Genomic DNA, 20,422 nt, shown 5'->3' on the forward strand with positions numbered 1-20,422 from the left:
GGAGTGCCATACCTTCAATCGGTTACCACTTCATTGAAATGTTCCTTGCCCCAAGCTATCAGAGCCGTAAGTGCTGGCATCAGCGATTTGCCTGTCTCTGTCAGGGAATATTCCACTCGGGGAGGGACCTCCGGATAGACCTCGCGGTGTACCAGATGGCTCTGCTCCAGATTCTTCAGCGTCTGCGAGAGCATCTTCTGGGAACAGTCCGTCATCAGGCGACGGATCTCATTAAAGCGCAATATACCCGTCATTCCCGACCCTTGGTCGCCTACCCGTTGCCTTTCGCTGGTGTGAAGCATATAGAGCACCAGCATAGACCACTTGTCGCCAAAACGACTCACTACTTGCCTGATAGGACAGGCTAAATACTCTGCTTTAATATCTGCCATAACTATTGATTTTGCCGCAAGGACAGTGCCGCTCGACCTTGGTCGCTTGCTACCATCGGGACGCAAGAAACCGAATGCAATCGAGCTCGCTCGAATTGCTGAGGTGCAGCCTGTTCTCGCTGAGTTTACTCAGCAAAGATAGCAAAAAGTTACCAAGTAACATCATTATACTTAGTTAATCTAAGTTAACGTCACTTTCGCAGAAGTCCGATAACATCACAATTCCTACTTTTTGGTAACTATGTCACCTAAAAGTGCCTTCTTGTGGGAATGAAAAACTTGCCGTACCTTTGCAGCGTCAAAACGAACAAATAACATTTTAAACGAATAAGAATTATGAAACAGATTGAGACAATTAAGAGTGGTAAGAATTACAGCGCAGTAAGCGTAGGTAAGATGAGTGAGATTATCGAGCACGTGCTTCCGATGGGCCCCAACGTAACCATTCAAGGTAAGGTATTCGCAGGTCAGGCCGTAGGTGCAACTGGCAGCGAACTGAGTTTCCAGACGCTCGTTCCTGGTCAGGACAGCGGTTTCCTGCACACCCACAAGACTCACGAGGAACTTTACATTATCCTGAAGGGTGAAGGCCAGTATCAGGTGGATGGTGAGATCTTCCCTGTCAGCGAGGGCACCATTATCCGCGTCGCTCCCGATGGCAAGCGTGCGCTGAAGAATACTGGCAGCGAGAACCTGACTATGCTCTGCATCCAGTACAAGGCCAATGCCTTCACTGAGGCTGACAGTCCCATGACTGATGGTGTCATCCTGCAGGAAGAACTGAAATGGTAAGCGAGATGTTCGACAAAGCAATTCAGTTTCTGAAAGACCACAAAGAGATTGCCCTTGCCACCAGCGAGGGCAATCTTCCTAAGTTGCGCATTTTCCAGATTATGAAGCAGGAAGGGCATGTCCTCTACTTTGCCACCTCTTCAAAGAAAGCAGTCTATCGGGAGTTGCGTCAGAATCCCAATGTAGAGATACTAGCCTACGCAGATAATATTTCCGTTAGATGTTCTGGTATGGTGAACTTCAACGTGGAAGACGATGTGAAGCGATGGATATACGAGAACAATCCCGTACTGCCCCGTCTTTATACGAGCTATGACCAGATGGAATATTTCTGTCTGCCAATAGCAGAGATGGACTATTACGACCTGTCTCCAACACCGCCGGTATTTCAACATTTCGACCTCATTGCAGGCGAGGTTGGACAAGGTTTCGTAGGCGAAAGATTCAAGAAATTGCGATGCTCGCAGAAGTAGATACCCTGCCATGTGCCGAGATTCAACTTTTGTTAAAACTGATGGCAAAGATAGCGATTTTACGCTGATTATTGGTAATTTTGCAACAAAAGTTCTTTTTTTATGAAAAGCGAACAAGTTCGAGCGGCGAAAATGGGCTGCATCTCAGCAAAAAGCAAGCTTTCTGCATTCGATTTGCACCATCTTTGCCACCATATTTAAATGAATTTAGGGCAAAAGAGTATTATAAAACAAATAATATGAAGAGTTTTAAGTCAACAGCGTGGCTACTGCCACAACCAGTGCTGATTATCGGCACTTATGATAAGAACGGTAAGCCCAATGCAATAAATGCTGCAAGGACTGTGGCCGTAGAGATTATTGTTCAGACCCGATAAAATAAACGAATATGAGGAAATCAAGCAGAGAAATGGATGCCACCTTCGCTTTTGAGGTGCTGGATAAGGCTCCGTATGTCACCGTCAGTTTTACACGACCAGATGGTAGCCCTTATGGTGTACCCTTGTCATTGGTACGTACAGACGATAAGACTTTCTACTTCCATTGTGCTATGGAAGGAGAAAAACTGGACTGTATAACAGCTAACCCGATTGTTGCATTGTCGGCAGTCACCAGATGCACTCCTACCGTTGGCCCAAAGGACGGAAGTTTTTCACTCCAATATAAATCAGCGATGGCAGTTGGAAAAGCAGAAATCGTATCAGATAGAGAAGAGAAGATAGAGGCTCTGAGGGCAATATGTCTGCGTTTTCTCCCCAAACATATGGATGCCTTTGATGATGCAATCCAGCGTAGTTTAGAAAGAACGGCAGTAGTTAAGATAACTCTTACAGCACCTCCTACTGGTAAGCGTAAACAGTATGACAAGCAGGGGGAAGAAATGAAATGGGGACGAATGGAATGAACAAAGTACGAATCACAGCCATACGTCAGACTGTCGATCACTCAATCTTTATATCTCTTATGACATCAAGTGGGACTTTCTTCCCGTCTGTAAACTCGATGCACTTTTCGTATTCATCGATGCGTTTCACATTACCGGTATAAGACTGATAGGAACCTCCTGCCTTATGCTCGTCTGGCACGAAATACTCGATGGTCACAGAAGGATGCTCTGGCAATATGGAAACAATCAATTCCATTTTTCGATTCATTTCCTCATTGCCTGATTCACTCAAACCTAACCAGTCGTCCGTCAAACGGCCTGACTCCTGAATGGCTGCGTCGTAGCCAGTCAATGCGGCGAAGGGTGCAAACTGGGCTGCACGGTTCCACATCGACATCCTTGGATGATGCTTGGGCTCATAGTGAGGCAGATTGATGATATCGTCGTAGTCGTGGGTCATGCCTTGTGTCCTCCTATTTGTTCGTTACGTTCCTTGGCCGTGGCGCCTTCCTCAAAGTTCAGACCTCTAAGGATGGCATTCTTGCCGAAACGCTGTTTGATTTTCAACTGTGCTTCCTGCATTCGGCGTTCTTTGTCCAGCTTTGCTTGCTCCTCCTGACGCTGTTTCTCTAATGCTTCGTAATCAGTGAAGAGATCAAGCTGCTGGGGAGCATTGGCCTGTGCAAATACCGATGCCTCCGATACCACATGGTTCGTTGTCAGGTTTAGCCTGCGAATCAGTAAATCTGGATTCACATGGCTGTCAAACAACTCTGAAGCACCTTCCATGATAAGGCGCGAGGATGATGTGGGTTTCTCGAAATTGAACGTGCCGTGAGCATGTTTTGGCACATTCTTCCCGTAATAATTAGCAGTAATCTCACCGTGATATTTCTCACGAATTTCTGGTCGTGTCAGACATTCTGCATCATAACCTACGGTCAGCACCAGCTGGTCAGTCATCAGGCGCTTCGATACGAGATCGAGTGCCATTCCTTCTGCCATTTCCTGTATCACCACACGGGCTTTCTTGAATGTGTAAGGCTCCTGCAGCACCTGTCCGCTGCTGAAGGAGTTGGTCTCAGGACGATATGCCTTTACAGACTCCATCGTACACGGCTCCCATCCCCAAGCATGATCTATCAGCAGTTCGGCATTCACGCCAAAGAGCCGGTAAAGCAATCCTTCGTTCTGTACAGACATCCTGGCCAACTTACCCATCGTGTCAATACCATAGACAGCCAGTTTCTCTGCTATGCCTCTGCCTACACGCCAGAACTTCGTGATAGGCTGGTAGTCCCACAACTCACGTCGATACGACATTTCATCTAGTTCTGCGATACGCACTCCGTCTTTGTCGGCAGGTGCTTTCTTGGCTACAATGTCCATTGCCACCTTTGCCAGATACATGTTTGTGCCGATGCCAGCCGTAGCTGTGATGCCCGTAGTGGCCAGCACGTCGCGGATCATCTTCATGGCTAGTTCATGCGCCGACAACTTATAGGTTCTCAGATAGGCTGTCACATCCATAAACACCTCGTCGATGCTATAGACATGAATATCCTCTGGAGCAATGTATTTCAAGTAGGTCTCATAGACCTTGGTGCTCACCTCCATGTAGTGAGCCATACGTGGCGGTGCAGCGATATAGTCGAGTTCGAGACTTGGATTGGCTTTCAGTTCCAGGGCATTGTAGGATTTGCCTGTCATCCTCCACCCGGCAGATCTCTTGCGCTCGTTGTTCACCTCGCGCACTCTCTGAACCACCTCGAACAGTCGCGCACGTCCTCCGATACCATAAGCTTTGAGCGAAGGAGAAACAGCCAGGCAGATGGTTTTCTCCGTCCGGCTTACATCTGCTACCACGAGATTGGTGGTCAGCGGGTCAAACCCTCTGTCCACACACTCCACTGAAGCGTAAAACGACTTCAGATCGATGGCAATATATGTCCGCTGCTGCTCCGACATACCTTAATTATTCTCAAAAACAGCCACAAAATTACTCATAAAACCTCAGAATTTATCAGAATTGACTAATTTTGCAACATTATTTAGGAGAATAGCCATGCCAAAAGAACGAAACAAGGCAGACTCGTATCGTGAGAAGGCTTACGAGGGTGACACCAAGGCAATGAACAACCTTGGGGTCTGCTATGAGCGTGGCACAGGCGTAAAGGTCAATCTGGAGATGGCTTTCGAATTATTGTAAGGAACACGGATATAAGTGGTATTAAACTATCGAATAATGAAACTGAAGAAACGAAAAATCAAGTATTCAGCAATATTCCTTCTCTGCTGGTTTGCCTTTCTGGTCTTTCTTGTGGATGGAGTCCTGAAATTCCAGACATTAGTTGACTATTTCGGGTCGTACGCATTGTTAGAGGTTGTGTTGCTGCTATTGGTTCTTCTTCCAACACTTGCAGTTTACGCATTTACAAAAGAAAAAAAGTGATGGCAAATGCTCTGTTATATTATCTGATAGTCATCAATGTCGTGACCTTCCTGGTCTATGGCATTGACAAGTGGAAGGCCAAGCAAGGTAGCTGGCGCATTTCGGAAGCAACGTTGCTGATGCTTGCAGTCATCGGAGGCACTATCGGAGCTTTGCTTGGCATGCAAGTATGGCGCCACAAGACGATGCATTTAAAGTTCAAGTATGGCCTACCTCTGATTCTGTTGGCTCAGATTGCACTCATGTATATGATAAGCGAGAAATAGAGATTCCATGACGCTGACCTACATCTTCCATAGCGGCTTTGTGCTTGAAACGGAGCAGTCCATCCTAGTATTCGACTACTGGATGGATCCCAGTGGTGTGATGGATGGTGTGCTAAGGAGCGAGAAGCCCATGTATGTCTTCTCCAGCCACTTCCACGAAGACCACTTTACGAAGGATATCTTTGAGTGGAAGAAGCTGCGTGAAGGTATCACCTACATTCTCTCCAAGGACATCTACAAACATCGGAGAGCCAGCAAGGAGGATGCTGACGTATGGTTGGCAAAAGGTGGTATATGGTCTGACGATACCATATCCGTATGGGCGTTAGGCAGCACAGACAGCGGCGTATCGTGGATTGTTGAAACTGAGGACAAGGCTGCGAATAAGCGAGAGCAGAGCCAAGCTTGCTTGGAGTCTGCCGAGCGTAAGCAGGCTCGACCAAAGGTCAAACGTATCTTTCATGCGGGTGACCTGAACAACTGGTATGCCAAGTTCCTGTCAGACGACAATCCTGATCAGCAGCGATACAGCTTTGAGATGGAGGAGGTGTTTAACCCGATAGCTCACGAGAAGCAATTCCTTGGCGAGCTGAAGGACATCCGCAAGGTTGCCGACAGTTTCGATGTGGTGATGTTTCCCATAGATGGACGTGTCGGCAACGGCTATACCCTTGGTGGCCGGCAATTCATCGAGCGGTTCAAGGTCGGACTGTTCGTTCCTATGCACTTCACTACAGGCTTCGAATCTTCATGGCGCATGAAGGAATTTACTGACGAAAAGGACATCACTTTCTGGGAAATCAACAGGGAAGGAGAAACTATTGAAATCTGAGTACCGCTCGGCGACGAAGGAGACGCTTGGCTCGTCCAAGAACCCAGCGGAACGGCCGTGGTCATCTAAATCAGATCAATGAAGACGTTAGGAAACATCATCTGGATCGTATTCAGGGGCCTGCACATAGCCTTGGAGTATTTCATCGCAGGACTGATACTATTGAGCTTAAGGGGGTCCTCAAAGAACTCAACTACCAGACGATGAGTGCTCATCCGATAGAGGTTAAGTCGGGCAAGGATTATACGGTGCATAGTGCTTAAATCATCTGTGCCAACTGCTATATTATTGCCTAACTTTTATATAAACTTGTTTTTATAACTCTATCACACGGAAAGTGTAAGGGGGTAGCGTGAGGGCGTTGGGGCCTGCTACTCCTTGCTTCATCTCAAGCGTCTGGTCGGTGGGCTGACCGCTGAACTCCTCGGTCTTGCTGTCGGCTGGGATAGTGAGGCCGTTGGCTTTGATGGTGAGCTCTACGGGCAGGGCGTTTACCAACTTGAGATAGCGACGGCCGGTGGCACTGTGGCGAACCAGACTGACGCCTACGCGATGTTTAAGTTCGGGGGCAATCTGGATGTCGGTGCTCACGTACTTGTCGCCACCATATACCGAGAACATGCGCTGAACATGGTAGGCAGGGGTGGGGCGGACTTCGGTGTTAGAGAAGTAGATCATGTCGGGATCCCAGTTGTGGTGCTTATCCTTGGCCAGCATCGGGGCGTAGCTGGTCATCTCTACCACGTCGCCATTGCGCTCAACATCGGTGAGATAGAGGGCTTCGGCCAGTGCGGTCTCGATATTGGGACGCTTGACATTGGTTGAGGCTGCATATTCGCCAAGATAAACCTTAGGCATGGTGCGATCGTAACCGTCGTAATAGTTGCGATGGTGCATGAACCAACCGGTTGACTCGTAGTAGTGCTCATCAACCATATACTGCAGCTCGGGATGGCGCTTGGTGAAGTCCCATCCTTCGACGTAATCGGCACTTGGGGCGTGGAAAGGTCCTACGGTGCCACAAATCTTAATCTCGGGATATTTCTGACGGATGGCCTTGCAGATCATCTCGTAGCGCTCTTCGAACACGGTGCCGATGATGTCCTCGTTGCCTATACCTATATATTTAAGGTTGAATGGGGCGGGGTGACCGGCATCAGCGCGAAGCTTGGCCCACTTGGAGGTGGCGGGATCGCCATTGGCCCACTCAATCAGGTCGAGCAGCTCCTGGATGTAAGCTGGCATCTGATCCATAGGGATGCCGCACTGCTGACCGCCTATACCCTGGGCGTTGGCGGCTGAGTTCTGGCATGGAACGCCTGCTGCAAGCACTGGGAGTGGCTCGGCACCGATGTCTTCGCAGAACTGGAAATACTCGAAGAATCCCAGTCCGCGTGTCTGATGATAGCCCCAGATATTGAAGTCGGGTTTGCGGTCCTGAAGTGGACCTACGGTGTGGTTCCAATGGTAGATATTGTCGAGGCCCTGACCATGGCTCATGCAACCGCCTGGGAAACGGACGAACTTGGGCTTCAGGTCGGCGATGACCTGAGCTAAGTCGCGACGCAGACCGTTAGGACGGTTCATAAATGTTTCTTGTGGAAAGAGCGAAATCATATCGAGTCCCACACGGACGGACTTCTGCGGAATGATGGCCAGACGGGCCTTGGTGCAGCTCTTCTTGGTGCTGAGCACGCAGGTGTACTGTTGCCAATCGGTGCCCTGGGTTTTGAGTTTGCTGCTGGCAAGTATGGTGCCATCGGTGCCTATTAGCTGAATCGTGAAGTTCTGCTTCTGACCGTCGGCCAGAACATACATCGAGAGGTTGTACTTATGGCCGGCCTCTACGGCGATGCCATCCCAACCCTCGTTCCACAGTGTGTCGGCAGCAATCACAGCATAGTGGGGATTGTTGCTGCTGAGTGGGTGCTGGGTGGAAATATCGATAGGACTGGCTGAGTGCCAGGCGGTGGTGGCGTTCCACTCGCGACGATCTTTTGCGTTGTATTCGAAGTCGCGGTTCTGAATCAGTTCGGCATACAGACCGCCATCGGCAGCATAGCTGATGTCTTCGAAGAAGATACCTATCAGTTTGTCGCTGATGGTCTTCTCGCTGTTGCTCACGTGAAGTGTGGCTGTCACAGGCTGATGGGGCAGCAGGGAATTCTTGGCATCGTCGTGCATGCGCTCACTGCTGAGACGTGCATCGGCCTGCAACTGTTGGAAGTGACTAGTGATGGTGCTGAGTTCCTGCGCTGTGATGTCGAAGGTGTTGCCCTCGTGCAACTTGCCTGCTATGGTGGCGGTGTCGCGCGTCCAGGCAGCCTGATCGATCAGGCTCTTCTGGTCTTTGCTGAATTGACGGAAGTTGCCCGATGCAGATACCCAGCGCTTGTCGCCGGTCTTCGTCTGATAATAGATGTCGAAGGTGCCATTGTCATTGGCAAAGACTACCGGCTTGAGGCACTGTGGCGTTGACATCACAGGATAGTCTTGTGGGCGCCAGGTTACCAAGTTGCGGCTATAGGCTGCGGCAAAGAGTGGTGAACTGTCGTTGACCTGAAACACCAGGCGCCAGGTGCCATCGGCAGCGCGGGCCACTGAGGGGTGGTACATGCGCTTCTCGGCTCCCCATGTGCCATAGTCGGACGAGCACAGCTGACCCATCTCCTGCCAACCGTTGGGGGTGAATTGTGCTACATGCAAGCCGGCGTGCTCACCTGGGCTATAGACAAACACGCGCTTGGTGGTCTGAGCGCAAACGCTGATAGACGCTGTGGCGAAAATGCCTAAGAGGTAAAATCTTGATTCCTTCATTATTATTGTGTCATTAATTCTTTGAGGATGCAAAGGTAATGAATTATAGCGTAAAAATGCAAGTGAAATTCAGAAAAAGTTGCTTGGGAAGGAAATATCTTCAAAAACTTTTTGTATCTTTGCAGCCGATTTATACAGAGATTAAGCCTAATAAGATGGCAGAAGAAAGTAATAACGAGTTTCACAATGTAGTGCCGCTGCAGATACGTTTCAACGACGTTGACAAGTTCGGGCACGTGAACAATACCATATATTTTCAGTTCTACGACTCTGGTAAGACTGACTATGTCTCCACCGTATGCAAAGGTTTTGACTGGGATCGCTATGCTATCTTCGTGGTGAAGATAGAAGTGGAGTTCTTTGCCCAGATAAAAGGCCCTGACCGTATTGCCGTCCGCACCCGTACTGCCAAACTCGGCAACAAGAGTTTCCATCTGGAACAGGAAATTTTTGACACCGATACGCAGGAGGTGAAGAGCCGCTGCCTGTCGATATTGGTGCTGTACGACCTGGAGCAGAAGCTGTCCATACCGTTTCCCGACGAATGGCGCAAGGCCATCATCGACTACGACGGGCTATAAAATACGCAAATATTTAAAGGGAATCGCTCGACCACAGGTTGATTTCACCTACTTGCATATGAATGTCCCGTCTGGATGCTCATCCTGCCATCGGTGTTCCGCCTCAGAACCAGGCTTTGTCATGTAGTAAAGACAACAGTCATCACCAGAAGCAAGGGTCTTGTTTCGATGAAGAATGGCTCCCATGGCCTCGAATGTGATGTAACCACCTTACTAAACTAAACAAATACTTTATGAATTTTATACCTGTGATTTCGTTGCCGATTTCGGCTGCAAAGGTACGGCAAATAAATAAGGTACGCAATACCTAAAACGCGGTGTTTTAAGTATTGCGCACTAGCAAAGTCCTGCATAAGCAGGTTAATCAGAAATAGGTATTTACTTCACCCAATCCTCCAAATTTTTCTTTGATGCACGGTTCAGCAACTTTCCTTCCTTCCACTTTACATCAGGATAAGCGGCTTTCAGGTCTTCACAAGCTTTCTTGATGCTACTGCCGCCAGAGGTGGCGAAGGGAATCATGGTCTTTCCCTTGAAGTCGTATGTCTCCATGAAGGTGTTGATGATTGTCGGGCAGGTGTACCACCAGATGGGGAAACCGACGTAGATGACGTCATAGTCCTGCATGTTCGCGAGTTTATCCGTTATGGCAGGACGTGATGATTTGTCCTGCATCTCCACGCTGCTGCGACTCTGCTTGTTGCGCCAGTCGAGGTCAGCATCCGTGTAGGGCTGTGCGGGCTTGATTTCGTGCAACGTTCCACCTGTCACTTCTGCCAACTGCTGGGCAACACTCTTCGTCACGCCAGATGCCGAAAAATAGGCTACTAATACTTTTTTCATTTCCTTACTCTCCTTTTTGTTTCCTTGTGAGCAAGCACTCAGGCTCATCGTCAAGAGTGCTGCCAACATCATTACTATCTTCTTCATATGATTAACATTAATATTTTACCACTTCGCCAATAGTTCCTTTTACTACCGTAAAGCCTGCTTGACGTATTTTTTCTATATTACGATATGGTTCGTCCCATGAATGACGTGCCAATGCGAATTTGCCATAATGGACAGAGAAAATTAGAGAGGCATGAAGTTCTGTGGCTTCTTTGACCATCTCTTCGGGCATGGTATGTATCTGGTTCCAGTCTTGCCCCACTTGGCAGTTTACCGAATTGAGGCAGGTTGATAACGACACACGTTGTCAGTGCCAGTAGAAAGATTACAAACAATATAATCGTTAGCATCTTTTTGCTGCCTTTTATCATGGCTTATTGCAGTTTACTGTAAATTTCGTCTATTACTGGCTCTAACCACTCGTTCGATGCTCCATCCTGCACATCCTTATGATACGTCAGATGCTGGAACCATGAGTCCTTGGCGGCACCGTGCCAGTGCTTCACTTCGGCAGGGATGGCGATGACGGTGCCGGGAGTCATTTCTACAGGCTCCTTGCCCCATTCCTGATACCAGCCGCGACCGGCGACGCAGATCAATACCTGCACCTGTTTGTGATGGATATGCCAATTATTGCGGCAGCGAGGCTCGAAGGTGACGTTCTTCAGACTCGTTACACTCGAAGAAGCGTCGCTTTGCGCCGAGCGCATCACACCACCACCGACATCTGCCAAATAGCTCTGACCAATGAAATACTTCCCGTAAGGATTAGGCTCGCCCTTGGGCCACTTGGTGTTCAGGGTGTAACCTTCGTTGCAGAGCCAAGTGCAGAGCTCATCGACCTGTTGCTTTGAGTTGCCCATATTCACGGCGCCCTGCTTGTGGGCAGCCAGTTGTGGAGCAACACCATCGAGACCGCTCAGGGCTGCTACGGTTACTATCTCGCGATCTGCAGCAGAGAGCTGGTCGCCAGCGAAGATGTCACCAAAGAGGTGTGACTTCAAATAGTAGTCGTCCTGCGGACAGAACTCATAGTTAAAGGGCTTTCATGAGAGTTGTGTCTGGTTCTTCACGCCCAGTTCGTAAGCCTTCTTAGCATCATCCCATTCTGCAGGACGTTTCCAAGGCTTGCCTTCCTGCCAGTTCGCTTGTCTGTTTTCCAAAACCTTGCTCAGCACGCCAAGTGCATTCAGCGAACGTGGAAAGCCGGTATAGGCATAGAGTTGCGAGAAGGCCTCCTTCAGTTCGTTGATGGTTACGCCCTTGTTGAGAGCCATACGCACGGTAGGCTCCAAACGATTCATATCACCCTGTGCCATGAGGCAGGCACATGCTGCCAATCCCTTTTGACGCTCTGTCAACGTCTGTGCATCTGCTGTTGCCATCATCAATAATGCTACAAATAAATAGACGATTCGTTTCATATTACATGCTCTCCTTAAGAATCTCTGTCACGTCTGACTTCGTCAGATTCAGATAACCGGCGGGATAGCAGATGGTGCCCTCGGTGATGCCGGGAATCATATCTTCAGTGGCACCCAGTTGAGTGATGGTCAAGGGCAGACCTATCTCTTGCATCCAGGCTTTCAGGGCCTGCAGACCAGCTTCGGCTATCTGTTCGTCGGTCATTCCGTTGCTCTGGATATTCCACACGTTCTTGGCGAAGCGCACAAACTTAGACAGACCGTTCTGCATGGCGCGGCGATAGTAGGCCATTGAGACAGATGCCAGCGCATAGCCGTGTGGGGCATGTGTCCAAGCACCCACGCTGTGACCAATCATGTGAACCATCCAGTCCTGCTGCTTGCCCAGCCCGATAAGGGTGTTCAGTGCCCATGTGGCTGTCCACATGATGTTCGAGCGTGCCTCGTAGTCCTGAGGATTTTTTACAGCGATGCGGCTGCTGTGGATGACAGAACGCATCAGTCCTTCAGAGAGGTAGTCGCTGGTGTTGTCATCGAAGTCCGAGAAGTACTGCTCCATGATGTGGTTCATGATGTCGTAGATACCCGCCTTCATCTGGTTCTCGGGTACGGTCATCGTGAACTTCGGATTGAGGATAGAGAACTTAGGCATCAGACGACTGTCGAACACATGCCCCACCTTGAAAGTATGCTCTGCATCTGTAATCACAGTGCCGGCGTTCATCTCAGAGCCTGTGCCAGCCATCGTCAGGATACAGCCCACAGGCAGCAGTCTCTGGTCCTTAGCGGGATTTTCCTGCTTCAGCCAGAACTTGTCCCAGTAGTCGCCTTCATAATAGACAGATGCAGCCACGGCCTTCGAGTAGTCGCAAACGCTGCCGCCGCCAAGGGCAAGGATCAAGTCCACCTCGTTCTCGCGGGCAATCTTGACACCCTCATGCAGTTTCTCTAAGGTGGGATTGGTCATCACGCCAGGGTTCTCAACGATGGTCTTGCCTGCCTCTTTGAGGATAGCCACCACCTGGTCGTAGATGCCGTTACGTTTTACACTGCCACTGCCGTAGTTGAGCAGCACCACTGGGCCATAGCCCTTCAGTTCGTCCTTGAGGAAGTTCAAAGACTCATCACCAAAATACAGTTTGGTTGGGTTGTAATAAGAAAAGTTTCCTAACATAGTTGTTTTTTTATTATCCGTAATTCTCAATTAAGTATTTCACGAACTGTGGGTCGCCGAAATCTCTGGTACCAGCGTCATGCTGGTTCATCTTGGCAATCTGAGCCATATCATCGTCACTCAGCGAGAAGTCAAAGATGTCGATATTCTGCGCCATGCGCTCCTTGTGGCTCGACTTGGGAATAGCCACGATACCGCGCTGGGTGAGCCAACGGAGGGCGACCTGGGCGGCTGTCTTGTTATACTTGGCACCGATAGAAGCCAGCAATTCACTCTTTATAATGCCGTCAGTGCCCTGTCCACCGAGTGGATACCATGCCATCATCCTCGTATTATACTCGCCAAGAACAGACTCGATGTCCGTCTGCTGAGAGAGGGCGTTGCACTCCAACTGGTTCACCATCGGCTTCAGCTCTACATAGTGGGCAAAGTCGAAGAAACGGCCTGCCTGAAAGTTGCTCACGCCGATGGCACGCACCTTGCCTGCACGATAAGCCTTCTCCATAGCCCGCCATGTGCCGAACACGTCGCTGTAGGCCTGATGGATGAGTAACAAATCAATGTACTCCGTCTGCAACTTACGCAGACTCTCATCGATGCTCTTGGCAGCCTTTTCCTCGCCAGCATTGGATATCCATACCTTTGTTACAAGGAACAGATCCTCGCGTTTGATGCCACTCTTGCGCCAGGCATTGCCAACGCCTTCCTCGTTCTGGTAGGCCTGTGCCGTATCAATCAGGCGGTAGCCCACACTCAAAGCATCACTCACACAACGTTCGCACTCGTCAGGGCTTACGAGAAACACACCGTAGCCCAATGTCGGCATCTTCACACCGTTTGATAATGTAATGTACTCCATAATCTTCAATTTTTAATATCCTAAACCATTCAGCCACTTCTCAACCTTTTTCTTTTCTGTCCTTACCTCGTGTCCATAGATGCTAAAGCCCTTTGTGACATTAGCACCAGGGAATGCATCCTTCACATCCTCTACGCAATTAGCCAAACCTGACCCTTCGTGAGTGGTGAAAGGAATGACGGTTTTACCCTTCAGGTCGTTAGCGTGCTTCTTGAAGAAGGTGAACATCACCTGCGGATAGGTTCCCCACCAGACAGGGCCACCGATGAATACAGTGTCGTAGCCGCTCAAATCCACGTCGCCCTCGTACGCTGGCAGTTCGCCGTTCTTGGTCTCTTCCTTCGCCAGATTGATGAGTGGTGTATAAGCCATGCCATCATACTTATGGGTGACAATCTCAAACTGCTCTGCACCAGTCAGTTCCGTAATGTAGTCGGCGACAATCTTCGTGTTGCCCACCTCAATGTTTCCTACTGCGTAGTTGTCTCCCGCATGTGAGAAGAATACTACCAAACTTTTACCATCCTTGTTCATAACTTTCTCCTGTTTTGCGCCACCGCTGCAAGCTGTGGAAATCAGCAATGCTATGGCAGCTGTGATGATACTTTTGATATTCATTTTAAATATACTGTTGAATTTGGGTGCAAAGTTACGACGATTTCCTGATACTTTTGTTTCACAAATTACTTCATAATTTTCACTTTTTGCACAAATCGTTCTTTTATATATAAAATAATGTGTAATTTTGCGCTGTAAACAGCGCGAAGTTGCTCACGCTCGGCAAAATGAGCAAGCTCTTTAGCGCTTGCTTAATCGCAACATTGCCTCATATGAAGATAGATTTTCAGTATTCCACCGACTTCTATGGGATGAATTCCTATGAGTTGAGCCACACCTGCATGCATCTGCTTTGCTTGGCAGGTGAGGCAAGTTTTGTGTTCAACGAGCATTGCTACCACATTATCAAAAACGACTTGGTTGTGATACCGATGCCTGATCGTGTCTGCAACCTTGCGGCACATGCAGACTTGCAGGTAGAATGGTTTGCTGCTGATTACAAGTTCCTGCAGAACCTGCTGCCGTCGAACAACTACAGCATCGGAGGCAGTATCTCACTGAACCACGATCCAGTCATCTCGCTAACGGATGAGCAGGCTGCCATCCTGCTGGCAGACTTCCACCGCCTGCGCGACCGCATGGACGACAGCCACCTGCTGTTCTACCGCGAACTGATGGGGAGCCTCTGCCTGACGATGATGTACGACATCTTCGAGCCGCACGCCCAGCGCAACGCCACCGATACGCATACCGACCGCACGGCCTATATCGTGAAGCAGCTGATGCAACTGCTCTCCACAGGCATTAGCCGGACGGAGCGTGAGGTCACTTATTACGCCGAGCGCCTGAACGTCTCGCCCAAGTACCTCTCCGATACCGTGAAGCGCGTGACGGGCCACAGCGTCAGCTCGTACATCCACCGCCACACCGTACCCATACTGAAAAACTATCTGGGCGACGAGCGTCTGTCGCTCACCCAGATAGCCGAACTGATGGATTTCTCATCGCTCTCCCATTTCAGCCGCTACTGCTCCAAGCACCTCGGCCAGTCGCCCAGCGACTACCGCCAGAGCCTGCAGCCGAAAAGGGAGTAACTATTTTTCGCCCAATTGTCGAGCGAATAGCCATCGGGGCCTACGCTGCCCTCGGGCGTACCGAAGGTGTATGTCATATTCATTAAATTAACTATTTGTTGTATTCTTTATTATAGGTTATAAACGTTTTTTGATTCTATTCATCCGGCTGCTGACCGTCGTGAGCCTTCCAAACACACTCGGTAATCTTCATGTCTGAAAAAAGGGCGGTGAATGATGATTCCTCTGGCGAACAGGCATATATGCCGAAACTGATTTCGTCGGCAGCAGCATACATGTGACAGATGCGCATCTGACTGAAATTCTCGCCATCGGTAGAACATTCGATGCAGTAGTCATCCTCTCGGCGCGAGAAACGGTACCACATTGTCTTGACATCGGCAGGGATAGCCGTCGTAGCCCAGTCAGAGTAACCCTTGTTGGTGGCTACGCTGCCTAAGTGCTGGAACTCGTCATTCTCATATTCCACAGAACCTTTCAGCCAGTTCTCGCTATCCAGATACATCACGATGCCGCACTGGTCGAAACGCTGGTGACTCTGCGTGAAGTCGGTCTTCACCACGAAACTGAAGAACTTTTCTTTTGTCTTCATCTGTAGCACGGGCGCATTGTCGTTCTGGAAGTGATAGTACGTGCGCTGCCACAGGTCGGTATGCGGAGCGGTAGTGATGGCGATGGTGTCGCCTTTGACCTCAAAGGCTTTAGGCTCCCTCGTCCACTGAAGTTTACTCGGGTCGATGCGCCCACTATCGGCAAGTGCCACCTTTACATCGTCCACAAACTCGGTTGTCTCTACCTTATTTTCTTTACTGCCGCAACCCGTCAGAGCTGCTGTTGCTACTGCTGCCATAAGCATGATGTTTATTATCTTCATAATCGAATTACTGTGTCATTTATTGAACTCAATGATGGCACTCACCTCACTCCCTATAGACAGGGAAATGATGATACCGTCAACTATTTTGTATATAGTAGGAATCAGACAATCACCAAGTTTGGCAGCTACGCGATATTCCACACGAAGACCTCGAACCACGAAATCCTCCGGCAACAGTTCCATCGCCATGCGGACATAGTTGGCATTATTCAGATGCTTGTTGTAATCGATGTCGGCACGAAGCACCTTTATTGGCTCCAGCACTTCACCCTCCGTCTTAGGCAGGATGATGCGGCGGTCTTTGTAGTTCATCTCCAGCTGTATGGGCTGCAGGTCGTCCTTGAAAGAGCAGACACCCTTTTTGCCGCCCTTGACCTTACAAGCGAAACACGACATACAGCCCTTGTAGTTCAGGTTGCGGTCGTAGAGATTCACCAGTTCTACCTCGGCACCAGCCTCCCTGGCACCATCCATGGCACGCTTCAGCAGCTGTGCCGTATTGCCGTTCTTACGCGGACTTCCATTGATAAATAATGCTTTCATGATTTTTAAAGTTTCAAGTTTCACCTTTGACCTTTAAGTTTTAAGCTTTAAGCCTTTGACTTTTGACTTTAGACCTTTCTTGCTCTCGCTTACTCGCATACTTGGCCTTTACAATCTCAAAAGAGTTTCGTGTCAGCTCCTTTAGCAAGTCATCTGGCGCAGAATTTGGGTTGATGCCTATCCAGTGCTTGGGCGATTCGTTGTACGGATTGCCAATACACTCATACTGTGCCTTCAGGTCCTCGATGCGCTCAGGCTGGCATTTCAGTGATATGACAGAGAAGTCATTGCAATCGAAGAATGAGAACATATGTCCCATCACGTAGAACACCAATACCCCCTCTCCGTTCTTGAACTTCTGGAAAGGAAGTTTTTCTTCAATGTCTTCGCCTAATGACAGGCAATACTCGCGATAGTCTTCTATGTTCATACTGCATTTTTTATTTATTCCGATAACTACTGTATGATTGCCAAGCTTCACTTACATCTACAGGTTCAAAGTTTTCTTCAAAGAAGGATGCTTGAAAGTCCTCTTTAAAAGGTGACCAATTACCGCATATCTTTCCATCATAAGCTATTATAGGCTGGAAAATGCCGCTATTGTTATGGGCACGATGCCTGTGTTCTGGAGGAAGCACGATGTCACGACTCTTATAACTGATGAGGTATTCATCGTATGGAGGAATCAGGAGGAACTTGCCTTTACGAAATCCCCTTATGCGGCATTCTTCGGTCAGATAGAACTCCCTGCCTTTCCACTTCTCCATGTGAATGCCGTTGCCAAGGAGTGCAATGCCTTTTCTACAGTCGCTGATGTTGAGTCCTGACCACCATACAAAATCCTCCAGTGTAGCTGGTTGGCGACTCTGAAAGTACTTATGAGTAAAGTAAGCCAACGCCTCGTCTCTGTCCATCTTTGCGGATGACTTTATCTTATCTGATGTTAGCGCGTAGGTGGCTTTGAGCGGTAACAAATCTCCACTACAAAGGATGCCTGCCATTTCTGCCATGCGGATATGATAAGACAGGCGATGGTCGCCCATCTTCAAACCTTTTTCTGCCAACGCCAGAACGAAATCATCTTTTGTCACACTCCTTTTGCCTGCTGCTGTCCGAACGAGAATATCTCTGACACGCATCAGTTCTTCATCGGGTATGGTTATTCTATTGCTGCTCATCCATCCCTTCGTGACGGCAATTGCTTTTGGAGCAAATAGGTCTATCATAGACCAGTAATCTTCAGCAGATACCAACTGCCAAGTGCCTCTCATCAGGTGCAGACGGATAATCAGTCCCTCATCAAAAGCTTTCTTGAAAGCCTTGAATGAAGGTTTGCGCGTGCGCATTGCCACAGCCCCGCGCATCATACGATACTCCTGTGCCTGCATGGCACCCATGTAGCTGACCACCTCAGTAGGTGTACTGAACTGTGGAGCGATGAGCTGCTGGTTGAGAAGTCTGATGGCAACAGGATTCATATCTCACATTTTACATTTCATATTTCAATTTAATGTCCAACCATTATCACCATGATATATCATCTGTCTGGTCATGCCACCATCGATACATATGTTCTCGCCCGTGATGAATCCTGCCTTGTCAGAGCAGAGAAAGAGCACCATATTAGCTATATCCAATGGATTTCCAACACGTCCTGCCGGTTGTTGAATGGCATCGGAACCTTCATAGACGGTGTAGGCCGTGTCAATCCACCCTGGAGAGATGCTGTTTACACGAACCTTTCCAGCAAGACTGACTGCCAAGGCGTGAGTCAAAGCCGCTATGCCACCTTTTGCTGCAGTATAACTTTCCGTCTGTGGCTGACTCATACGATCACGTGAGGAAGATATATTGACGACGGCCGCTCCCTTTGCGAAATGTGGAGCAAAGAGTTTGGCGAGATAGAAAGGTGCTGTAACACCAACACTCAGGGCATACTGGAACTCCTCATAACTACACTCGTTTATGCCCTTCATCAGTGGCAGGGCATTGTTGATGAGATAATCCACATGCCCATGCTTCTCAATGACATCCTTGGCAAACTGCTCCAGCACCTGTTTGTCAGCAAGGTCGCCAACAAAGTGGTCACCCTGCTGTTTATCGATTACGCAAACAGTTGCTCCAAGTTTCTCGAATTCTTCTGCTATACATCTTCCGATGCCTTGTGCACCACCTGTGACGATTACTATTTTATTTTTGAAATCCATATTTGTGTCAGTTCGTTAAATTGGAATTTATATGATTTCTTTTTTGAATTTTGCGGGATTACCAGCCACTAAGGTCCGTGGAGCGACATTACTGGTTACCACAGAACCTGCAGCAATGACTGCACCATCACCTATTACGACACCAGGCAGTATCACGGAATGGCCACCAACCCAAACATCATTGCCAATAGTAATTGGAATTCCATAGCCATCAAGCGTTCTACCTTCGGGTTGGAGACGATGACCAGCTGTATAAATTCCCACATCAGGCCCAATCAGACAGTTATTGCCGATGTGTATTTCTGCAACGTCGAGCATCGTACAATTATAATCAGCATGGAAATTGTCGCCAACATGGATATTCTTACCAAAGTCGCAATGGAAATTATCACCAACGAAAGGATTACTACCAGAAGATCCGAACAATTCCTTGACAATTTCTTGCTTCTGGATATGATTGACCAAAGATAGACTGTTTAATCGCTTGATAAGCTCAGATGTTTTGGTTAACTGTAATAGCACATCTTCACTAATATCTGTACGACTGAATGTTATCTTTTTCATAAATTCCGATTTATCTGTCTTTTATCTCTATCTTTTTTATCACCTTGGCTGGAACGCCACCAACAATGGTATTCGGTTCAACATCCTTTGTCACCACGGCACCAGCAGCCACTACGGCTCCATCGCCGATGGTTACTCCTGCAAGAACGGTGGCATTGGCTCCAATCCATACGTTTTTGCCGATGTGAATTGGTGCATAGCTCATACTCTGGCGCTTGGCCGGGTCAAGGTCGTGATTGATGGTTGCCAGCACGACATTGTGTCCGATGAGTGCGCCCTCGTCGATGGTGATGCCACCTTGGTCTTGGAACTTACAACCCATGTTGATGAAGACCCGTTCACCAACGATGGTGTTCTTTCCGCAATCGGTATGGAACGGAGGAAACATGCCTACCGTCTTGGGTACTTCACGCCCCCAAAGTTGTTCCAGCAAATCGTGCAACTGCTCTGGAGTATGGTACTTCCCGTTAATTTCTGCCGTTATCTGCAGAGCCTCCTGCGACAGCTGATGGAACATCATGTGGACATCACCACCGCCAACGACGGGTTTGCCCGATGCTATGTAATCACGAAATTCTTGTATTGTCATTGTTCTTTATTTCCATTTTACCACATCTAAATCAATCCATACTTGCCACCGCCTAGCCATAGGCAGACGAAAATCTTTCCCTCCAAGCGAAAGTTAAGAATATCATCACCAAAAGCTTGGTCTTCGGTCACTCTTGGGAGTGACAACGTGT

General features: G+C 48.7%; 27 protein-coding genes and 2 pseudogenes. 11 read left to right on the top strand and 18 right to left on the bottom strand.

Annotation, left to right across the window (positions count from 1 at the left end; translation table 11 throughout):
• Positions 1-14: 14 nt before the first annotated feature.
• Positions 15-392, bottom strand: a complete 378-nt coding sequence (locus BLR73_RS10395) for a winged helix-turn-helix transcriptional regulator (protein ID WP_033151200.1) — start codon at positions 390-392, stop codon at positions 15-17.
• Between the two features lie 336 nt (positions 393-728).
• Here BLR73_RS10395 and BLR73_RS10400 point away from each other — a divergent pair, with 336 nt between their 5' ends.
• The 4 genes and pseudogenes from BLR73_RS10400 to BLR73_RS10415 all read left to right on the top strand — a co-directional run bounded on the left by BLR73_RS10400 (position 729) and on the right by BLR73_RS10415 (position 2,561).
• On the top strand, positions 729-1,184 hold the full coding sequence (locus BLR73_RS10400) for a cupin domain-containing protein (protein WP_028912316.1): 456 nt from the start codon (positions 729-731) through the stop codon (positions 1,182-1,184).
• A 5-nt stretch (positions 1,185-1,189) separates the two neighbouring features.
• Positions 1,190-1,657: a pyridoxamine 5'-phosphate oxidase family protein gene (locus BLR73_RS10405; protein ID WP_233456450.1), complete on the top strand. Its 468-nt coding sequence runs from the start codon at positions 1,190-1,192 to the stop codon at positions 1,655-1,657.
• Between the two features lie 239 nt (positions 1,658-1,896).
• Positions 1,897-1,995, top strand: a pseudogene (locus tag BLR73_RS10410) (flavin oxidoreductase); the annotation flags it as partial.
• 50 nt (positions 1,996-2,045) lie between these two features.
• Positions 2,046-2,561, top strand: coding sequence for a pyridoxamine 5'-phosphate oxidase family protein (locus BLR73_RS10415; RefSeq protein WP_091861784.1), 516 nt, complete (start codon positions 2,046-2,048; stop codon positions 2,559-2,561).
• Between the two features lie 37 nt (positions 2,562-2,598).
• On the opposite strand, the gene BLR73_RS10420 is transcribed toward BLR73_RS10415, so the two are convergent.
• Together BLR73_RS10420 and BLR73_RS10425 are read right to left on the bottom strand one after the other, a co-directional pair.
• On the bottom strand, positions 2,599-3,003 hold the full coding sequence (locus BLR73_RS10420) for a YolD-like family protein (protein WP_091861787.1): 405 nt from the start codon (positions 3,001-3,003) through the stop codon (positions 2,599-2,601).
• The gene (locus BLR73_RS10425) at positions 3,000-4,511 is read right to left on the bottom strand and encodes a Y-family DNA polymerase (RefSeq protein ID WP_091861789.1); all 1,512 of its coding nucleotides are present in this window, start codon (positions 4,509-4,511) and stop codon (positions 3,000-3,002) included. Before BLR73_RS10425 ends, BLR73_RS10420 begins: the two co-directional genes overlap by 4 nt.
• Positions 4,512-4,608: 97 nt before the next feature.
• Here BLR73_RS10425 and BLR73_RS14190 point away from each other — a divergent pair, with 97 nt between their 5' ends.
• From BLR73_RS14190 to BLR73_RS10445, 5 genes are all read left to right on the top strand, one after another.
• The gene (locus tag BLR73_RS14190; protein ID WP_143010939.1) at positions 4,609-4,752 is read left to right on the top strand and encodes a sel1 repeat family protein; all 144 of its coding nucleotides are present in this window, start codon (positions 4,609-4,611) and stop codon (positions 4,750-4,752) included.
• 36 nt (positions 4,753-4,788) lie between these two features.
• On the top strand, positions 4,789-4,995 hold the full coding sequence (locus BLR73_RS10430) for a hypothetical protein (protein ID WP_091861792.1): 207 nt from the start codon (positions 4,789-4,791) through the stop codon (positions 4,993-4,995).
• Positions 4,995-5,261 carry a DUF1294 domain-containing protein gene (locus tag BLR73_RS10435; protein ID WP_033151207.1) on the top strand — a complete coding sequence of 89 codons (267 nt, stop codon included), beginning with the start codon at positions 4,995-4,997 and terminating at the stop codon, positions 5,259-5,261. Before BLR73_RS10430 ends, BLR73_RS10435 begins: the two co-directional genes overlap by 1 nt.
• A 7-nt stretch (positions 5,262-5,268) precedes the next feature.
• Complete coding sequence (locus BLR73_RS10440) at positions 5,269-6,093, top strand: MBL fold metallo-hydrolase (protein ID WP_091861795.1); 825 nt, start codon at positions 5,269-5,271, stop codon at positions 6,091-6,093.
• A gap of 78 nt (positions 6,094-6,171) precedes the next feature.
• Complete coding sequence (locus BLR73_RS10445) at positions 6,172-6,300, top strand: YccF domain-containing protein (RefSeq protein ID WP_091861798.1); 129 nt, start codon at positions 6,172-6,174, stop codon at positions 6,298-6,300.
• 108 nt (positions 6,301-6,408) lie between these two features.
• Here BLR73_RS10445 and BLR73_RS10450 read toward each other — a convergent pair whose 3' ends face one another.
• Complete coding sequence (locus tag BLR73_RS10450; protein ID WP_233456449.1) at positions 6,409-8,910, bottom strand: alpha-L-arabinofuranosidase C-terminal domain-containing protein; 2,502 nt, start codon at positions 8,908-8,910, stop codon at positions 6,409-6,411.
• 155 nt (positions 8,911-9,065) lie between these two features.
• Between BLR73_RS10450 and BLR73_RS10455 the strand changes: the two genes are divergently transcribed.
• Positions 9,066-9,491 carry a thioesterase family protein gene (locus BLR73_RS10455; protein ID WP_091861804.1) on the top strand — a complete coding sequence of 142 codons (426 nt, stop codon included), beginning with the start codon at positions 9,066-9,068 and terminating at the stop codon, positions 9,489-9,491.
• A 378-nt stretch (positions 9,492-9,869) separates the two neighbouring features.
• Here BLR73_RS10455 and BLR73_RS10460 read toward each other — a convergent pair whose 3' ends face one another.
• From BLR73_RS10460 to BLR73_RS10485, 7 genes are all read right to left on the bottom strand, one after another.
• Positions 9,870-10,421 (bottom strand): flavodoxin, encoded by a 552-nt coding sequence (locus tag BLR73_RS10460; RefSeq protein WP_091861807.1) that lies wholly within the window; start codon positions 10,419-10,421, stop codon positions 9,870-9,872.
• Positions 10,422-10,431: 10 nt separating this feature from the next.
• Complete coding sequence (locus tag BLR73_RS14380; RefSeq protein ID WP_176763674.1) at positions 10,432-10,602, bottom strand: hypothetical protein; 171 nt, start codon at positions 10,600-10,602, stop codon at positions 10,432-10,434.
• 154 nt (positions 10,603-10,756) lie between these two features.
• Entirely contained in the window at positions 10,757-11,386 is a 630-nt protein-coding gene (locus BLR73_RS10465) for a cupin domain-containing protein (RefSeq protein WP_233456448.1), read from the bottom strand.
• Between the two features lie 42 nt (positions 11,387-11,428).
• Complete coding sequence (locus tag BLR73_RS10470; RefSeq protein ID WP_091861810.1) at positions 11,429-11,806, bottom strand: carboxymuconolactone decarboxylase family protein; 378 nt, start codon at positions 11,804-11,806, stop codon at positions 11,429-11,431.
• Between the two features lies 1 nt (position 11,807).
• Entirely contained in the window at positions 11,808-12,980 is a 1,173-nt protein-coding gene (locus BLR73_RS10475) for an iron-containing alcohol dehydrogenase (RefSeq protein ID WP_091861814.1), read from the bottom strand.
• A gap of 13 nt (positions 12,981-12,993) precedes the next feature.
• Positions 12,994-13,839: an aldo/keto reductase gene (locus tag BLR73_RS10480; protein ID WP_091861817.1), complete on the bottom strand. Its 846-nt coding sequence runs from the start codon at positions 13,837-13,839 to the stop codon at positions 12,994-12,996.
• A gap of 12 nt (positions 13,840-13,851) precedes the next feature.
• Complete coding sequence (locus BLR73_RS10485) at positions 13,852-14,457, bottom strand: flavodoxin (RefSeq protein ID WP_091861820.1); 606 nt, start codon at positions 14,455-14,457, stop codon at positions 13,852-13,854.
• 212 nt (positions 14,458-14,669) lie between these two features.
• On the opposite strand from BLR73_RS10485, the gene BLR73_RS10490 reads away from it, so the two are divergent.
• On the top strand, positions 14,670-15,491 hold the full coding sequence (locus BLR73_RS10490) for an AraC family transcriptional regulator (RefSeq protein ID WP_233456447.1): 822 nt from the start codon (positions 14,670-14,672) through the stop codon (positions 15,489-15,491).
• Between the two features lie 136 nt (positions 15,492-15,627).
• Here BLR73_RS10490 and BLR73_RS10495 read toward each other — a convergent pair whose 3' ends face one another.
• The 7 genes and pseudogenes from BLR73_RS10495 to BLR73_RS10525 form a co-directional block, all read right to left on the bottom strand.
• The gene (locus BLR73_RS10495) at positions 15,628-16,365 is read right to left on the bottom strand and encodes a DUF1349 domain-containing protein (RefSeq protein WP_233456446.1); all 738 of its coding nucleotides are present in this window, start codon (positions 16,363-16,365) and stop codon (positions 15,628-15,630) included.
• Positions 16,366-16,380: 15 nt separating this feature from the next.
• Positions 16,381-16,911 (bottom strand): NAD(P)H-dependent oxidoreductase, encoded by a 531-nt coding sequence (locus BLR73_RS10500; protein ID WP_091861823.1) that lies wholly within the window; start codon positions 16,909-16,911, stop codon positions 16,381-16,383.
• Positions 16,912-16,951: 40 nt separating this feature from the next.
• A complete protein-coding gene (locus BLR73_RS10505) occupies positions 16,952-17,341 on the bottom strand; it encodes an MmcQ/YjbR family DNA-binding protein (RefSeq protein ID WP_084163155.1) in 390 nt (129 codons plus the stop codon).
• Between the two features lie 10 nt (positions 17,342-17,351).
• A complete protein-coding gene (locus BLR73_RS10510; RefSeq protein WP_091861826.1) occupies positions 17,352-18,389 on the bottom strand; it encodes a winged helix DNA-binding domain-containing protein in 1,038 nt (345 codons plus the stop codon).
• A gap of 24 nt (positions 18,390-18,413) precedes the next feature.
• Positions 18,414-19,118 carry an SDR family oxidoreductase gene (locus BLR73_RS10515; RefSeq protein WP_091861827.1) on the bottom strand — a complete coding sequence of 235 codons (705 nt, stop codon included), beginning with the start codon at positions 19,116-19,118 and terminating at the stop codon, positions 18,414-18,416.
• 45 nt (positions 19,119-19,163) lie between these two features.
• Positions 19,164-19,313, bottom strand: a pseudogene (locus tag BLR73_RS14775) (DapH/DapD/GlmU-related protein); the annotation flags it as partial.
• A gap of 379 nt (positions 19,314-19,692) precedes the next feature.
• Complete coding sequence (locus tag BLR73_RS10525; RefSeq protein ID WP_091861833.1) at positions 19,693-20,271, bottom strand: DapH/DapD/GlmU-related protein; 579 nt, start codon at positions 20,269-20,271, stop codon at positions 19,693-19,695.
• Positions 20,272-20,422 lie beyond the last annotated feature (151 nt).

Source organism: Prevotella sp. khp1, assembly GCF_900102205.1.
GTDB lineage: Bacteria > Bacteroidota > Bacteroidia > Bacteroidales > Bacteroidaceae > Prevotella > Prevotella ruminicola.

Excerpts from the sequence above, each read along its gene's own strand:
- BLR73_RS10395 (WP_033151200.1), bottom strand. The coding sequence starts at position 392 with ATGGCAGATATTAAAGCAGAGTATTTAGCCTGTCCTATCAGGCAAGTA.
- BLR73_RS10400 (WP_028912316.1), top strand. The coding sequence starts at position 729 with ATGAAACAGATTGAGACAATTAAGAGTGGTAAGAATTACAGCGCAGTA.
- BLR73_RS10405 (WP_233456450.1), top strand. The coding sequence starts at position 1,190 with ATGTTCGACAAAGCAATTCAGTTTCTGAAAGACCACAAAGAGATTGCC.
- BLR73_RS10415 (WP_091861784.1), top strand. The coding sequence starts at position 2,046 with ATGAGGAAATCAAGCAGAGAAATGGATGCCACCTTCGCTTTTGAGGTG.
- BLR73_RS10420 (WP_091861787.1), bottom strand. The coding sequence starts at position 3,003 with ATGACCCACGACTACGACGATATCATCAATCTGCCTCACTATGAGCCC.
- BLR73_RS10425 (WP_091861789.1), bottom strand. The coding sequence starts at position 4,511 with ATGTCGGAGCAGCAGCGGACATATATTGCCATCGATCTGAAGTCGTTT.
- BLR73_RS14190 (WP_143010939.1), top strand. The coding sequence starts at position 4,609 with ATGCCAAAAGAACGAAACAAGGCAGACTCGTATCGTGAGAAGGCTTAC.
- BLR73_RS10430 (WP_091861792.1), top strand. The coding sequence starts at position 4,789 with ATGAAACTGAAGAAACGAAAAATCAAGTATTCAGCAATATTCCTTCTC.
- BLR73_RS10435 (WP_033151207.1), top strand. The coding sequence starts at position 4,995 with ATGGCAAATGCTCTGTTATATTATCTGATAGTCATCAATGTCGTGACC.
- BLR73_RS10440 (WP_091861795.1), top strand. The coding sequence starts at position 5,269 with ATGACGCTGACCTACATCTTCCATAGCGGCTTTGTGCTTGAAACGGAG.
- BLR73_RS10445 (WP_091861798.1), top strand. The coding sequence starts at position 6,172 with ATGAAGACGTTAGGAAACATCATCTGGATCGTATTCAGGGGCCTGCAC.
- BLR73_RS10450 (WP_233456449.1), bottom strand. The coding sequence starts at position 8,910 with ATGAAGGAATCAAGATTTTACCTCTTAGGCATTTTCGCCACAGCGTCT.
- BLR73_RS10455 (WP_091861804.1), top strand. The coding sequence starts at position 9,066 with ATGGCAGAAGAAAGTAATAACGAGTTTCACAATGTAGTGCCGCTGCAG.
- BLR73_RS10460 (WP_091861807.1), bottom strand. The coding sequence starts at position 10,421 with ATGAAGAAGATAGTAATGATGTTGGCAGCACTCTTGACGATGAGCCTG.
- BLR73_RS14380 (WP_176763674.1), bottom strand. The coding sequence starts at position 10,602 with ATGGTCAAAGAAGCCACAGAACTTCATGCCTCTCTAATTTTCTCTGTC.
- BLR73_RS10470 (WP_091861810.1), bottom strand. The coding sequence starts at position 11,806 with ATGAAACGAATCGTCTATTTATTTGTAGCATTATTGATGATGGCAACA.
- BLR73_RS10475 (WP_091861814.1), bottom strand. The coding sequence starts at position 12,980 with ATGTTAGGAAACTTTTCTTATTACAACCCAACCAAACTGTATTTTGGT.
- BLR73_RS10480 (WP_091861817.1), bottom strand. The coding sequence starts at position 13,839 with ATGGAGTACATTACATTATCAAACGGTGTGAAGATGCCGACATTGGGC.
- BLR73_RS10485 (WP_091861820.1), bottom strand. The coding sequence starts at position 14,457 with ATGAATATCAAAAGTATCATCACAGCTGCCATAGCATTGCTGATTTCC.
- BLR73_RS10490 (WP_233456447.1), top strand. The coding sequence starts at position 14,670 with ATGAAGATAGATTTTCAGTATTCCACCGACTTCTATGGGATGAATTCC.
- BLR73_RS10495 (WP_233456446.1), bottom strand. The coding sequence starts at position 16,365 with ATGAAGATAATAAACATCATGCTTATGGCAGCAGTAGCAACAGCAGCT.
- BLR73_RS10500 (WP_091861823.1), bottom strand. The coding sequence starts at position 16,911 with ATGAAAGCATTATTTATCAATGGAAGTCCGCGTAAGAACGGCAATACG.
- BLR73_RS10505 (WP_084163155.1), bottom strand. The coding sequence starts at position 17,341 with ATGAACATAGAAGACTATCGCGAGTATTGCCTGTCATTAGGCGAAGAC.
- BLR73_RS10510 (WP_091861826.1), bottom strand. The coding sequence starts at position 18,389 with ATGAATCCTGTTGCCATCAGACTTCTCAACCAGCAGCTCATCGCTCCA.
- BLR73_RS10515 (WP_091861827.1), bottom strand. The coding sequence starts at position 19,118 with ATGGATTTCAAAAATAAAATAGTAATCGTCACAGGTGGTGCACAAGGC.
- BLR73_RS10525 (WP_091861833.1), bottom strand. The coding sequence starts at position 20,271 with ATGACAATACAAGAATTTCGTGATTACATAGCATCGGGCAAACCCGTC.